Genomic DNA, 13801 nt, shown 5'->3' with positions numbered 1-13801 from the left:
TCGTTTGGCGTATCTAATTAAACATGGATAGACTGTTAAATATATTTATTTTCGGATTTATGATCCTGTGCTGCGTAAAGCCTGTAACGGTTGCAGCACAGACGGTTACCGTCACATTGAAGGACTGCATCCGCCGCGGATTGGATAACAATCTACAATTTCAAATAGAGCAACTGAAGGTGATGCGTGCCGAGAAAGGGCGGCGCAGTAAAGCTAGCCGTTTTTTACCGCAGATTTCAGGAAGTATATCGCACAACTACTATTTTGGATCCACCATCGATCCGGCATCCAACGCCCGTATTGAGTCTAATATACAGTCTGACAATTTCGGACTTGACGGATCTATCAACCTGTTTAATTTTGCTGAATTATGGGAGTCAACACTTCAGGCCGACGATCATATCATCAGCCTACAAAGCAGATCTGTCATCGAGCGGGAATTCCAGATGAACTTGATTCAGACCTATTACGATGCTCTGGCGGCTCAGGAATGGAAAAAAGTGATTGAAGAACAGCTGAGGAATTCTCAGGAGCAGGTGGAACGGATTAGTCAGGAAGTGGCTGAGGGTGCGAAGTCCGAAAGTGACATGTACGACATTCGGGTCGTTTATACGGAAGAAAAAAAGATACTGCAACAGACTATTCAAGATGAGGAAAATCAAAAGCTGGCCTTGTTACAACTGATGAATGATAATGTCCTAAAACCGGATGATATGGTGTTGGTACATGAGGAAATCGTACTACAGCAGAGTCGTACAAACCTTTCTGAGCATCCCAAGATCAGATTGGAACAAACGAAAAGGGAGCGGCTGGAGCATGAGTATAAGCAATTGCTCGGGCCGATGCTTCCAAAGCTCACGCTTTCATATTCTTTCGGCACTTTCTATTCCAATAAGATAAAGGATGTGTGGGATACCTCTCTAAAATTTGATAATCAGTTGAGCAATAACAAAAATCAATTTTTGGGGCTGAATCTCATTGTTCCGTTATTCTCCCGCGGCGACCGCATGCGGGCCAGAAAGGTGAAACGGATTGAAATGCAGGAGCAACAGCTCATTCTGGAAAAAACCAGACTGGATCTCGACAATAGGTATGAACAGGAACAACAAAAGATAAGGCAATACGAGGGCCTATATCCAGTCCTATATGAGCATCTGGAAGCTTCAAAAAAGTCACTGCAAACTACGCGTACCAAGTTTGAATTTGGCAGGGTGGATATTTCGGCTTACAAAGCGGCCAAAAACCAGGTACTCTCGGCTTCGTATGACTTGTTAAAAAACCATTTATACAAATTGATGGCAATAGAAATGGTCAATACTATGCAATAGCGTCTATTTCGTCGCCGCAACAGCAATTTTATTCGTCCTTTAGGCTTTCGACAATGTTTGTACTGGCTGCTCGAAATGCTTGCCAGGCAATGGTACACCAGGCGATTGTGATGGCTAGTCCTCCGGCCAGGACAAACATCCACCATTGGATATCAATCCGATAGGCAAAGGTCTGCAGCCAGTTGTGCATCGTCCACCAAGCAAATGGAGCGGCAATCAGAAAGGCGATCAGGACCAGCCGAATAAAATCCCTCGAAAGTAATATGATAATCCCTGAAACGGTGGATCCGAGGACTTTGCGTATACCGATCTCTTTTATCCTGGTGTTTATGGATAGTAAAGCTAGCCCAAACAGTCCTAAACAGGAAATGATGATCGCTATACCTGTACCGCTTATCACAATTTTTGAGAATGTCCTTTCCGATTGGTAGAGATTTTGTGTGTTTTCATCTAGATAGGAGGCAGGAATGCTGGCTTTCGGATTCAATTTTTTCCAAATGTCGTTGATTTTATCCAAAGTCAGGGAAACTTGGCCAGCCGCAACACGAACAAAGATATACTCGACTGTAAATACCTTGGGATTTACCGAAATAGTTAATGGCTCAATTGCTGTTCTGAGATCCCGAAAATTAAAGTCATCCATAATTCCGATCACGGTGCTCCCGCCATTAATGTCTATTTTTTTGTCAAGCACCTGATCGGCGCCGCCAAATTGTGCGGCCATGGCTTTGTTAATGATCAACGCATTGCTGTCGGTGGTGAATTTTTTGTCAAAGTCTCTTCCGGCGATCAATTTAATGTCCAGTGTTTTGAGATAATCATAATCCACTCGCATATAGTTGGTTTTAATTTCTCTGTTTTGATGTTCAAAACCGAAGATGCTTGTGGAAAGGGAGCCGTCCCTGCCCATACCTATATTAAAGTCCGAGGCACTCACGGATTTCACCCAAGGCTGTTGCTCCAAGATCGTACGCATCTGGCGGAGGGCATCCTCTTTGTCGATTCCAGACCCAATAGGAATACTGATTACCTCTGTTTTATTAAACCCAAGTGGTTTGTGCGCAATATAATTCATCTGGGAACTGATCACAATGGTAGCGATAATCAAAATAATCGAAATGGCGAATTGCAGGATAGTCAAAGTGCTTCGGAGACGCGAAGATTTGATTTTGTCTGAACCTTTCAAAGATAGAATGATATTGGTGCGGGCCGCGCTAAAAGCTGGTAGACCACCAGCAATTAGGGATAATATCAAAAATACAGCAGTAAAAATAATCAGATTTTTTGGGTTCAGGAGTTCCAGAAGTTTCAGCTGATAATTCATCATCGCATTAAACTGGGGAAGGAATAGATACACGAGTGTCAAGCCGAGCAAAAGGGCAATGAAACAAAGGAGAAATGATTCCAAAGTAAGTTGGTAGACGATATCCCAAGTCGTACCGCCCAGCGTTTTTCGGGTTCCAATCTCCCGCCTTCTACTGATTGAATTGGCTAAGGAAAGATTGACGAAGTTGGAAGCGGAAATAAATAAAATCAGAGCCGAAATCAGCAAGAGAACCCATGGGAAGCTGGCTGAGATGGAGGAGCCCGTACCAAAATCATTCGAGTGAAGTTTGGACAGTGGTAATAAATGAAAGCTATAATAGTTGCCCTCGGCGTCTGCTTTTGCGCCGTCCCTCTTGAGACGGTCAATCGCAGATTTAAAAAACTGTGCGGTGAATGCCTGAGTTTCCTTGGAGAAATTGAGCTTGTTCAATTCGCTTTTCATTTTGACAAATACCTCGTGGTTCATATTCTCCCATTGTTGGGTCTGCTCTTGATATCCTGGCCGATTTTCATAGCGAAACAAAGATGAAAAGCGCAAACTCGAATTCGCAGGAATATTTTTTAAAACAGCACCGACAGTAGCGGTCTGCCAAGTACCACCATTATTGACTTCGATCTGCTTGCCAATTACATCCGTGGTGCCAAACAGGTTATGGGCCATATTTTCCGTCAATATCAGATTTCCCGGATCAGAAAGTGCGTGTTTGTTGCCTGCAATAAACGGAAAATCGAAAATCTGGAAGAAGTCAATATCAACAAAACGATTGTTGGACGAAAACTCCTTGTCTCCATTTTTTAGTGTGATTGTGCTGTTTGCATACCGGGTAATATAGGCAATGCTAGGGATATCCTTCTTCAGTTGCGGGGCGAGGGGGGTAGGCATAGACAATTCGTTTTTCTTCCCTGTTTGTGGCTCCGAACTTTTATAAATCATCGCAATACGGTCGCTATCCTGATGGAAATTGTCAAAAGACAATTCAAACATGGCGGTCAAAAATAGCAGCGTCGCGGCTGCGATAGATATTGCCAACCCGATGATGTGTATAGCACTCAGTGATTTGGTCTTTAATATGGATCTCCAAACGGTCTTTAGCATAACATTGTGTTAAATCTGATTTTTTGTCAGTGACCAGGCAAATAAATGCTGATCAGTGAGCTGTTTAAAATATACCACCAGCGGAGGCTGGATATAGCCAACTGGCTTTTTCAATTCGTTTGCCAATTGTTTAATAGGTTGAAATATAGTAAATTGTGAATATGATAAGTCTATTATATGTTCGTTTTCGAACGGTTGATGTTCGTTAGTGGACATTTCGCGGATGACTGTCGGCCGGGCGAACCGTTCGATAATTTTGACAATAGAGGATCTTGACGAAATTGTAAAACCATTTTGGTGTAAAATTGTTCAATGATTAGATATATAACCATCGATACGGTATACGTAGGTTAGAGAATAGTTATTTGAAGGCTGGATCGAAAATGATCCGGCCTTTTGCGTAAAGTACTCCCATGTTACAAAGTCGTTTCAGTTGGATACTGGGTTTATGACGCATTATAGGGTACGTGAAAAATAATGTGTTAAATATATTATTTAGATTAATTAAAAATAATATATTTGCAAAAAACTACCCATGAAACTGAAAACTGCTAAGCGTTGGTTTAACTGGCATAAATGGACGAGCCTAATCTGTACAATATTTCTATTATACCTGTGTATAACTGGTCTACCACTAATTTTTCATGAAGAGATTGAGCATTTGCTAGAGGATCATAAAGAAGCTGTGGTCTCACAGCATAAACTTAGTCTTGACAAACTTGCGGCAATAGCAGAATCCAACTATCCTCGTGAAAAGGTACGATATGCATTCTGGGATGAGCGTGAAGAAAATAAGGTCCTATTTGATGTGGTCGATAGGCCGGACGCTCCATATGAAGCCAGCAAATACTTGGTACTAAATGAGTATACAGGTGAGATTCTGGGTGAACCAAAAACCGATGGGCTAATGCATATTATTCTCAAGCTGCATACGGACATGTTTTTGGGAATTCCCGGAAAGCTGTTTTTAGGATTGATGGGATTGCTTTTTATGATTTCGATTGTTTCGGGTATTGTATTATATGGACCGATCATGAAGAAATATGACTTTGGTATGGTGCGGAAAAACAAGTCTAAACGATTACAATGGTTGGACACACACAATCTATTGGGCATTGCCATTACAGCATGGATGGTTGTCGTCGGATTTACGGGTGTAATAAACACGTTATCTGATGTAATCCTTGGGTTGTGGCAGCAGGGCCAGCTCGCAGAAATGACTGCTCATTATAAAGATGAAGAGCCACTTACCGCCGATTTCAGCTCGGTGGAGGCCGCCAAACGGGCCGCGGAAAATGCTGTTAAAGACATGAAAGTCTCGGTTATTGCCTATCCGGGCACGCCTTTTACCAGTAAGCACCATTATGCAGTTTTTATGCGCGGCGATACCGAGCTGACCTCCAAACTGTTGCAGCCCGTACTGGTCGATGCCAAAACGGGAAGGGTAACTGATACCCGAGAGATGCCTTGGTATGTCAACACATTATTTCTTTCGGAACCTTTGCATTTTGGTAATTATGGCGGCCTGATGTTGAAGGTTGTATGGGCGATCTTTGATGTCTTCAGCATTATTGTACTGATAACTGGGCTGTATCTATGGTTTGCCAGACGCCGAGCAGGAAAACAACAGTTATTCACCTTGAAGGAATCACCATTATGAAAAAAAACTTCTGGCGCCTATGGGGAATACCCATACTACTTGCCATATTATCTCTCTTTGGACTTATCGCTGCTCTCTTGGGCGATGGTCTGTGGGATCTGCTCGGGTGGATTGCGCTATCTGTACCGTTAATCCTTGTTATCAGAAACTATTACAAATAAATTTACCATAACCATGAAGAAGTTAATACTAAGTGCTTCTGTATTATCAAGTATCTCTGCCTTTGCGCAACAAAAAGATTCCGTCAGGACACAACGGATAGATCAAGTCATTATCGACGCTTACATTAAAAAAGACAGCGAATCGACGAACAAGATGCCGCTAAGAGCCATTGAGAATCCACAAGTCTATTCTACGATAGACCGGGTCGCGCTGGAAAATCAACTCCTATTTACAGTGGACGATGCTTATCGCAATGTCACTGGTCTGCAAAAAATGTGGAATGCCACTGGACGAGCAGGCGACGGGGGAGCGTACGTTAACCTCCGTGGATTTATTTCAAACAACTCACTTCGAAATGGCTTGGTAGCCCCCGTGAGCAGTGCAATAGATGCTGTGAATATTGAAAAGATAGAGGTATTAAAAGGGCCTTCTGCCACTTTGTATGGAAGTAACGTTACTTCTTATGGTGGAGTGATTAACCGGGTAACCAAAAAGCCCTACGATAGTCTGGGGGGGAACGTTCAGGTCGCGGCGGGGAACTACAACTATTACCGTGCGCAAGCTGATCTGAATACACCATTGACCAAGAACAAAAATCTATTGTTTCGTGTCAATACCGCTTACACCAGAGAAGGGAATTTCCAGAATACCAACGTGCATAACGCGTATTTTGCTTTTACGCCAAGCCTAAGCTGGAAAGTCAATGACAAGTTGGATGTAAACCTCGAATACGAGCTCTATGCAAATAAGGCTCAGGCGGAGCAGAACTTCTTTCTGATGGGGCCTCTGTCACCATTTGGTTATGCGGGCATGAAAGATCTGGAGAAAGCGGGACTTAACTATAAAAAATCTTATTTGGGATCGGAACTTTATAATAAAGGGCGTACCCACAATGTGTTTGGCCAGGTCAACTATAAGATCAATGAGTATATTCGTTCGTCGACATCAATCAATAGTGCGTATAGCTATTCGGATGGTTTTAATCCCTACTTTTACATTACTACTAAGTCATACGGCGCCGATGCCAACGATACGGAGGTGGGGTTATATCGAGGCGATCAGTCTACTGCGGACAGCAAGCAGCGATACCTGCAAGTACAGCAAAATTTCAACTTTGATTTCCACATCGGTCAGGTAAGGAACCGCACTGTTGTCGGTGGTGATTTCCTACGCACGCGCAATGATCAGTTCTTTTATTTTGGGGTAATCGATTTCGTCCCTTTCACAGGAGAAATGGATTACACGAATTTTAATGGCGACTATGTCAGCAAGTATTACGATTCAATTCGCGATACACCAGCCTGGCAGAATGCTATCTGGCCGCTAAAAAACAAAACAAATGCTTACAGCGCCTATATCTCGAATGTCATCACACCCATTTCCGGGTTAAACATCATGACTGCTATCCGCTACGAAAGTATTCGGTTTAAGGGAGGTGTGAAAGGCGCGAACGAGACCCCTTCCTATGCACAGCACGCATGGTCGCCTAAATTGGGGCTTGTGTATGAGCTTGTTAAAGATAAACTGTCGGTATTTGGTAATTTCCAGAACAGTTTTACCAGCAATGGTTACTTTGTTTCCGATACCGCGTCAAACCTCACGCTTTCTGATCCGGAGAAGGCCAACCAGTGGGAAGGCGGATTCAAAGCTGACTTATGGCATGGGAAAGTGAATGCTACAATCAATTATTACCATATCAATGTGATGAACACGCTACAGACTGTTGGTTATACTCCGCAGGGAAGGGCAGTCGAGCAGCAGATGGGAAAACGTAACAGTAAGGGAGTTGAGCTCGAAGTCAACGCCTATCTGGTCAAAGGCTTCTCTTTAATAGCAGGAGCAAGCTATAACGATTCCAAATATACCGAAACAACAGATGCGACGGTGTTGGGTAGAAGGCCGAATACGGCTTCGTCACCATGGCTGGTTAACTTTAACGCCACCTACCAGTTTGTTGACGGTAAGTTTAAAGGTCTCGGAATGGGGATTGGCGGCAACTATGCCAGTGCCAACAAGATCATCAATACTACCGTAGGCACTTTCGAACTGCCGTCTTATATGGTTCTCAATGCGAGTGCTTTTTATGATGCCCGCAAGTTCAGAATTGGTTTAAAAGCAGACAACCTGACCAATACCCATTACTGGATTGGTTATACCACAGCCAATGCACAAAAGCTGGCCAATGTGGTGGGAAGCTTCAGCTATAAATTCTAAATCTTCGGATCGGCATCATAAGCCCTCAGCGATAACAGCTGAGGGTTCTTTGTTGGCCAGGTCCATATGCGTTCCATCTTGTGATTTTATTGTTACCTAAACATCCAAGGTTTTTCTCGCAAGACGCAACGGGAGTCATTTTAGTATGCGAGGAATTGGTTTGCTGTCCAAGCGTTTTAATTATTTACTCTTTTTTGTAACTTAGCGTGGATATGAAATATTTGAAGAGGGGTGCTGGCAATAAGTTTTGGTTGAACCTATGTTTTTAGGCAAATTATCTCTTGAAAAATTCTCTATTTCTTAAAAACCAAACTTATGCGTCAATTGGAGTGTGATCAGGAAAAAATACATCTTTGCGGTAAAATCCAGTTTTTTGGCTTTCTATTTGTTTTCGATGAGACGGGCTGTATTGCCTACAGTCAGAACGTCACAACAATATTACCGTATTCGGTAACAGAGATACTGGGTACGAAAATAAGCCAGGTGCTGAGCGCGTTAGCTGTTGATGTCAAATGGGATCTGGCCGGGATCACCGAACAGGCTAAGCCTGATAAAGGACATCAATTTGTTGAACGTGTGCGTATCCATGGCCAGACGTATGATCTTAGTCTCTATCTTTATGATCACAGATGGTATTTGGAATTGGAGGCTTCCAACCCTAAATCTCTTATCGCTCACCCTCTGGTTTACTATGCGACTTACCTGGAAGAACGACCTGCTGCTGTCTGGCTATCATTGGCAGAGCTGATCCGCCAAATTATTCGGTTTGATCGGGTGATGGTGTACCAGTTTGAGGAAGACAAAAGCGGTCGTGTTGTCGCTGAAGCGAAAGCGGAGGATATGTCGTCATTGCTTGGATACCGGTATCCTGAGTTTGACATACCGGCACAGGCCAGAGCGCTATACAGCAAGGTTTTGGCCCGTCACGTTACCGATACTGAAGAAAAGACCATCCCGATACAAGGAGTTCAGGCGAAAGATCTGGATTTGTCGTGCTGTAGTATACGCGCCCTATCGCCTGCACATATGCAATACTTGCGCAATGCAGGAGTACGGGCCAGTGCCAGCTTTTCAATTCTCGTGGAAGGAAAACTTTGGGGACTGGTTACCTGTCAAAACCGCGAGCCAGCCCATGTAGATTTGGCACAACGGGATTTATGTCTCTTGTTGACGAAATATGCGGTGAACTTTTACCTTTCGGAATTTCAAAAAGATCACTTGGTCAAGCAAACGGTTATGGGGGTGATGGAACGAGAACTTAAATCACAGCTATTGGTCGATAGCAACTCACTGGCCGTATTTGAACGCTTTGCACCACAGATTCTGGAGCTCTGTCACGCTGACGGTTTAATGATGAAACACGACAGAGGACAATATACCCTTGGTATGGTCCCTAACAATGCCATGCTGGAGGAGATTGATAGGTTGGCTGATCAGCAAGATGGTGACCTGTTTTGTAGCTCCGAACTGGTTTATCAACATGTAAACGACAGTAATACCGAAAATATGTTTCCGGGGGTGGTGCGCATCACGATATTGCCAAGTAACAATTGGAATATTTACTTATTCAGAAAGGAACACGTGTATGAAGAGGTGTGGGCAGGAAAGCCGGAAAAAATATATGCTGAAGACAGCGAAACAGATCGTTTCCCATCACCACGCAAGTCGTTTGATGCTTGGCGTCAACTGATGAAGGGGAAGTCTGTGCAATGGAAAAAGGCTGAACTTTCGTTCATGGAAAAGATTGTTCAGATTATGCAGCAGGCTATGGCCCAACGTGGTGGAGAGATTGAACAACTGAACAAGGAACTTGTCCGGTCGAACAATGCTTTGGATACTTTCGGCTATACCCTGACTCACGATCTCAAAAACCCGCTCTCATCCATAAAACTAGCCGCCCAAATGATGCAGATCAAACGGGATCTTTCTATGGAGATGTTGCAAAAATTGGCAACGAATATCATGGACGCAACAGAGCTCATTTCCGAAATGTTGGACAAAGTGTATCAATTGACAAAATCTACGCATGTGGACTTTAAAATTGAACTGATCGATCCACGAGCCAAAATATTAGGTATAGTCGATAGCTGCAGAAAGCAATACGAAGTCGCTGATTTAGATTTTAAACTGGGAGAGATTCACCCGATACAAGGTGAGAGAACCTTGTTGTATCAACTATTTTTAAACCTCATTGGTAATGCAATAAAATATAGTGCAAAAAAAGATCGCCCCTGTGTGGAAGTATATAGCCGAAAAAAGGATCATTCCGTATGTTATTATATCAAAGACAACGGTATTGGTATGGGAGACGACCGGAAACATATTTTTGACATATTTAAACGCTTGGATAACAGTACTGGATTTGAAGGTTCGGGGATTGGTCTTTCCATAGTCAAACGTATTGCGGATCGTCTAGGGGCAACACTTACGGTGGAAAGTGAACTTCATGTCGGGACGGTATTTTGCGTGGAATTCTTAAATGTGGCTGAGGGCTAACCGACAGCTAAGAAATACAGGTAGCGCACTGTCCGCTACCTGTATTAAGAAATTGATCCTGCAAAAGCTGTTAAACTAGCTTTTGATAGAAGCAGAACCTAAATTATTCATCCTCATTTTTATTTTCATCGTTTTCGACAGGAAGATCTAAAATGGCCATTAATAATAGATAATAGCCTTTTTCCAAACCTATTTTTTGTGCTTTTTGATCTATCGTTTCCATATTTATTAAATCTATGTGAGCAATTAGTTTCGTTAGTGATAATCAAATGCTGTACCCAAATAAGTCAAAATCTGTATAACCGTAGTTTTCAGCTCACAAATACCATGAAGTTACCCTTGGTCTGCCACAAAACCCGTCGGTGGGACGTATATATTCGGCAAAAGCAGGGAAAACTGCTGACAGGGGACAATAAAATACAGGAACGGCCATCCGTTAGAACATTTCCGATCCGAATCTTGTCTTATAGATATAAAAGACAAATAATATGAAGAAAATAATTCCGTTTGTGCTCATGTCGAGCTTGCTCGCGCTCGTTTCGAGTTGTGCAGCGATTGAGAGTATTTTTAAGGCCGGTGTATGGTCGGGAATACTCCTGGTAGTGGTAGTCGTGGCTGTGATCATCTGGATCGTCAGTAAATTATTTGGCGGATCAAAATAATTGTTTAGCGGCACAGGACATACAGTAATAATCAATAGGATTAATTTATCGTCAGAGGGAATCTTTTAAAAATCTGATTCTCTGAATGTTTAATAACAAAATACGTTATGGCAGAAAAAAATATAAGCAATAAAGAGGCTTTAGAGAAGCTCAGGTCCATCGTAGACCAAATTGACATTGGCACACTGTGCTCTTTCAACAAAGAGTCGGACTACCCGCATGGTGTTCCGATGAGCAGACAGGAAGTGGATGATGACGGAAGTATATGGTACATATGTTCGGCAGAAAGCGAAACCTTCCGGAATATCGAAAACGATCCGAAAATTTCCCTATTTTATGCTGATGCCAAAAATTATACATTTTTAAGTATAAATGGCACAGGAAGACTAAGTAGAGATCAGGCACGAATAGACCGTTATTGGAACAAAATGATGGAAGGCTGGTTTGAAAAAGGAAAAGAAGATCCGAATATTAGGCTTTTGCAGGTGACGCCGGTAGAAGCTCATTATTGGGACTCAAATTCAAATATGATCATTAATCTCTTTCAGATGCTCAAGGCGACCATTACGGGCAATACGGATGATATCGGAAAAGAAGGCGATTTGAACCTGTAAGATAAAAGTTGTAGCAACTATGTGTGCTATAGGAGCTGGATCTGTTGGGATCCGGCTTTTTTTGTAATAAGACGCGGTCAAACACTGAAAAAGGGCTTCCTATGGAAGCCCTTTTTGTTGTCATGAAGAAATGACGTTATGCCAGGAGGGTATGTTATAAAGATGCATTGTCCCTTAGCATTTTAATATGGTTGTGGGCTTCCAGCTGTTTATTTAATTGCATGGTCAGCACATTTTGGACATTTGGTGAAAGTTCACTTGCATCGTCTTCCAAAACCTTTTTATAGGTGGCTTTAAAGGCATCTTCACCCTTTTCGCAGCTTTCTAATAGACTTTTCTTATCATTACCAGTAATAGAAACCTTGATTCCCATCCATGCTCTGAATAGCTTTCCGCTCAACATGGTGCTGTCGGTAGGTTCTTTTCCCTCTAGCTCTACATAAGGAGTCAGGTCAGCGATAAAAGATTGCGATTGATCCGCATACTGCCTAAAAGTCGGCTCCAGTTCGTGCAGACCATGACTGTGCGCCAATTCGATAGCCCGATTGTAACCTTCGATCCGGTCGTTATTGATTTTGATAATATCATTGATAATTTCGGGATTATTGAAGTTATTTTCCATATGATTCTTTTTATGTTTGTCTACTTTGAAAACAGCGTCAATCATTGCTTCGTTTGCAAAAGATCGGTTTACCGTATTTTATGATTGGCTACGTATTTGTCTCCTCATCCTTCGGAAGATATACGGTAATCGTTTAGGCCAAAGGCGTGCAGATGCTCTAAAAAATTGTTGTCTATACATTAATCTCCCCAGAAAGGTCCGGTTTTTCCGTATCGTCTTTTTCCGCTTGTTCTGCCTGGGCTTTTTCGGCGTCATGTGTTCGGTCGTCTTTGATACCCGAAAGGTCTGTATTGGGGGCTTCACTATCCTCCTCCGTGGTAATTAGCTCGTCCTCATTGTCCGAGGAATACCCTTCACTGGGTTCGGTCAGATCAGGGCTGGGTTCTCTCGGATCGGGATTGGGTATTGCAGCTATTACTAAGATGAGCATGCCTAGATGCCCAGCAGTTTCGTTCTCGAATGTTTTCATACAATTAACTTTTATTACAGAACGATATTAGATCGGTAAATGTTGGTTGGGAGGAATACCTGTTTTAAAAGATTTCTACCTGATCTGTCTCTCAGCCCGGGCTATAGGGGGAAAACCTAATGGCAATATAAAGTGTGTTGTATTAGTTTGGAATTAAGATTTAATGTTTAAATTATAGTTTATTTATATTCATTATTATATATGTGTGTTTAAACTTTTAAATTTTTGATAAAATAAGTAGTTGCTTGTTAAAATAATTTTAAAAAATATGCGTTATATTTATTCATCATATGGAGGAATGGGATGACTGAAATTATATTGGTTGATGATCATCAGGTAGTACGCAATGGACTGCGTTTATTGCTGGAGTCTAACGGGACTTTCGAAGTCGTGCAGGAACTTGGTAGCGCAGAGGAGACTTTACTGTATCTCGAACACCATCAGAGGCCTGATCTGATTTTAACCGATCTCGGTATGAAAGAGATGGACGGGATTACGCTGACAAAGATTCTAAAAAATATTTATCCGGAAATGAAAGTGGCAGTTCTTTCGATGATCGAAGAGCAGGCAAAAGTAGTAGAGGCATTCAATGCTGGCGCCGATGGTTATTTATCGAAAGGAGCCGATTACGATGAGCTTTTGTTTGGTATCTCACAGGTCGCAGCTGGAAAGCAGTATCTGACTACGGCTATCGCGCTAGATTTTGTCAGAAGCTATAAAACATTTACGCCCGAAACGAATCGGGCTATTACCCTGCAGCAATATGATATCTCGGAAAGGGAGCTAATGGTACTCGAACTGATCGCTGCCGGTCATACCAATGCTGAAATTGCAGACAAAATATTTCTAAGCAAACGCACTGTAGAAGGGCACCGCCAACATCTGTTGGAGAAGACCAATACAAAAAATACGGCTGGACTGATTCGCTTTGCCTTTCAAAATAATCTTTTACAGTAACTGTTTAAGTCCAAGTAGTTTCGGTATAGTCTAACACCTTTATTGCACCTCTCAGGATGTGATTTTACATTGTTATTTTTTCAATATTGAAAAAATCTCTTTCATATTCGAAAAATAAATGTATATTTGACACTAATTATTTGTGAGAGCCTAAAATTCAGAAGGGGTACCATGATGTGTATTCTGAAAGTGATA

General features: G+C 42.3%; 11 protein-coding genes. 8 read left to right on the top strand and 3 right to left on the bottom strand.

The genetic code is table 11. The annotated features are described in order from the left end of the window. Nucleotides 1–23: 23 nt before the first annotated feature. Nucleotides 24–1328, top strand: coding sequence for a TolC family protein (locus FGL37_RS25060; RefSeq protein ID WP_028068669.1), 1305 nt, complete (start codon nucleotides 24–26; stop codon nucleotides 1326–1328). A gap of 28 nt (nucleotides 1329–1356) precedes the next feature. Here FGL37_RS25060 and FGL37_RS25055 read toward each other — a convergent pair whose 3' ends face one another. Continuing rightward, the gene (locus FGL37_RS25055) at nucleotides 1357–3750 is read right to left on the bottom strand and encodes an ABC transporter permease (RefSeq protein ID WP_028068668.1); all 2394 of its coding nucleotides are present in this window, start codon (nucleotides 3748–3750) and stop codon (nucleotides 1357–1359) included. Between the two features lie 535 nt (nucleotides 3751–4285). On the opposite strand from FGL37_RS25055, the gene FGL37_RS25050 reads away from it, so the two are divergent. The 6 genes from FGL37_RS25050 to FGL37_RS25035 all read left to right on the top strand — a co-directional run bounded on the left by FGL37_RS25050 (nucleotide 4286) and on the right by FGL37_RS25035 (nucleotide 11558). Further along, nucleotides 4286–5410: a PepSY-associated TM helix domain-containing protein gene (locus FGL37_RS25050; RefSeq protein ID WP_028068666.1), complete on the top strand. Its 1125-nt coding sequence runs from the start codon at nucleotides 4286–4288 to the stop codon at nucleotides 5408–5410. Continuing rightward, nucleotides 5407–5571: a hypothetical protein gene (locus FGL37_RS25475; RefSeq protein ID WP_037532211.1), complete on the top strand. Its 165-nt coding sequence runs from the start codon at nucleotides 5407–5409 to the stop codon at nucleotides 5569–5571. Before FGL37_RS25050 ends, FGL37_RS25475 begins: the two co-directional genes overlap by 4 nt. 13 nt (nucleotides 5572–5584) lie before the next feature. Further along, entirely contained in the window at nucleotides 5585–7786 is a 2202-nt protein-coding gene (locus FGL37_RS25045; RefSeq protein ID WP_028068665.1) for a TonB-dependent siderophore receptor, read from the top strand. A 315-nt stretch (nucleotides 7787–8101) separates the two neighbouring features. Beyond that, on the top strand, nucleotides 8102–10282 hold the full coding sequence (locus FGL37_RS25040) for an ATP-binding protein (protein ID WP_028068664.1): 2181 nt from the start codon (nucleotides 8102–8104) through the stop codon (nucleotides 10280–10282). A gap of 488 nt (nucleotides 10283–10770) precedes the next feature. Next, entirely contained in the window at nucleotides 10771–10944 is a 174-nt protein-coding gene (locus tag FGL37_RS25470) for a hypothetical protein (RefSeq protein WP_162835067.1), read from the top strand. A 107-nt stretch (nucleotides 10945–11051) separates the two neighbouring features. Beyond that, nucleotides 11052–11558 (top strand): pyridoxamine 5'-phosphate oxidase family protein, encoded by a 507-nt coding sequence (locus FGL37_RS25035; RefSeq protein ID WP_037532209.1) that lies wholly within the window; start codon nucleotides 11052–11054, stop codon nucleotides 11556–11558. 154 nt (nucleotides 11559–11712) lie between these two features. Here the strand turns inward: FGL37_RS25035 and FGL37_RS25030 are convergent, their stop codons facing one another. Together FGL37_RS25030 and FGL37_RS25025 are read right to left on the bottom strand one after the other, a co-directional pair. Then, nucleotides 11713–12180 (bottom strand): PA2169 family four-helix-bundle protein, encoded by a 468-nt coding sequence (locus FGL37_RS25030; RefSeq protein ID WP_028068661.1) that lies wholly within the window; start codon nucleotides 12178–12180, stop codon nucleotides 11713–11715. Nucleotides 12181–12352: 172 nt separating this feature from the next. Then, complete coding sequence (locus tag FGL37_RS25025; RefSeq protein WP_028068660.1) at nucleotides 12353–12649, bottom strand: hypothetical protein; 297 nt, start codon at nucleotides 12647–12649, stop codon at nucleotides 12353–12355. Between the two features lie 303 nt (nucleotides 12650–12952). Between FGL37_RS25025 and FGL37_RS25020 the strand changes: the two genes are divergently transcribed. Next, nucleotides 12953–13606, top strand: coding sequence for a response regulator transcription factor (locus tag FGL37_RS25020; RefSeq protein WP_028068659.1), 654 nt, complete (start codon nucleotides 12953–12955; stop codon nucleotides 13604–13606). The last annotated feature ends 195 nt before the right edge of the window (nucleotides 13607–13801 follow it).

Origin of the sequence: Sphingobacterium thalpophilum, from assembly GCF_901482695.1 — a bacterium.
Classification (GTDB): Bacteria; Bacteroidota; Bacteroidia; order Sphingobacteriales; family Sphingobacteriaceae; genus Sphingobacterium; species Sphingobacterium thalpophilum.
Note: the sequence above shows the minus strand (reverse complement) of the source record. Positions and strands in the feature narration are given on the sequence as shown.

What these genes read in the sequence shown, in the direction of transcription:
- FGL37_RS25060 (WP_028068669.1), top strand. Translation starts at nt 24, where the DNA reads ATGGATAGACTGTTAAATATATTTATTTTCGGATTTATGATCCTGTGC.
- FGL37_RS25055 (WP_028068668.1), bottom strand. Translation starts at nt 3,750, where the DNA reads ATGCTAAAGACCGTTTGGAGATCCATATTAAAGACCAAATCACTGAGT.
- FGL37_RS25050 (WP_028068666.1), top strand. Translation starts at nt 4,286, where the DNA reads ATGAAACTGAAAACTGCTAAGCGTTGGTTTAACTGGCATAAATGGACG.
- FGL37_RS25475 (WP_037532211.1), top strand. Translation starts at nt 5,407, where the DNA reads ATGAAAAAAAACTTCTGGCGCCTATGGGGAATACCCATACTACTTGCC.
- FGL37_RS25045 (WP_028068665.1), top strand. Translation starts at nt 5,585, where the DNA reads ATGAAGAAGTTAATACTAAGTGCTTCTGTATTATCAAGTATCTCTGCC.
- FGL37_RS25040 (WP_028068664.1), top strand. Translation starts at nt 8,102, where the DNA reads ATGCGTCAATTGGAGTGTGATCAGGAAAAAATACATCTTTGCGGTAAA.
- FGL37_RS25470 (WP_162835067.1), top strand. Translation starts at nt 10,771, where the DNA reads ATGAAGAAAATAATTCCGTTTGTGCTCATGTCGAGCTTGCTCGCGCTC.
- FGL37_RS25035 (WP_037532209.1), top strand. Translation starts at nt 11,052, where the DNA reads ATGGCAGAAAAAAATATAAGCAATAAAGAGGCTTTAGAGAAGCTCAGG.
- FGL37_RS25030 (WP_028068661.1), bottom strand. Translation starts at nt 12,180, where the DNA reads ATGGAAAATAACTTCAATAATCCCGAAATTATCAATGATATTATCAAA.
- FGL37_RS25025 (WP_028068660.1), bottom strand. Translation starts at nt 12,649, where the DNA reads ATGAAAACATTCGAGAACGAAACTGCTGGGCATCTAGGCATGCTCATC.
- FGL37_RS25020 (WP_028068659.1), top strand. Translation starts at nt 12,953, where the DNA reads ATGACTGAAATTATATTGGTTGATGATCATCAGGTAGTACGCAATGGA.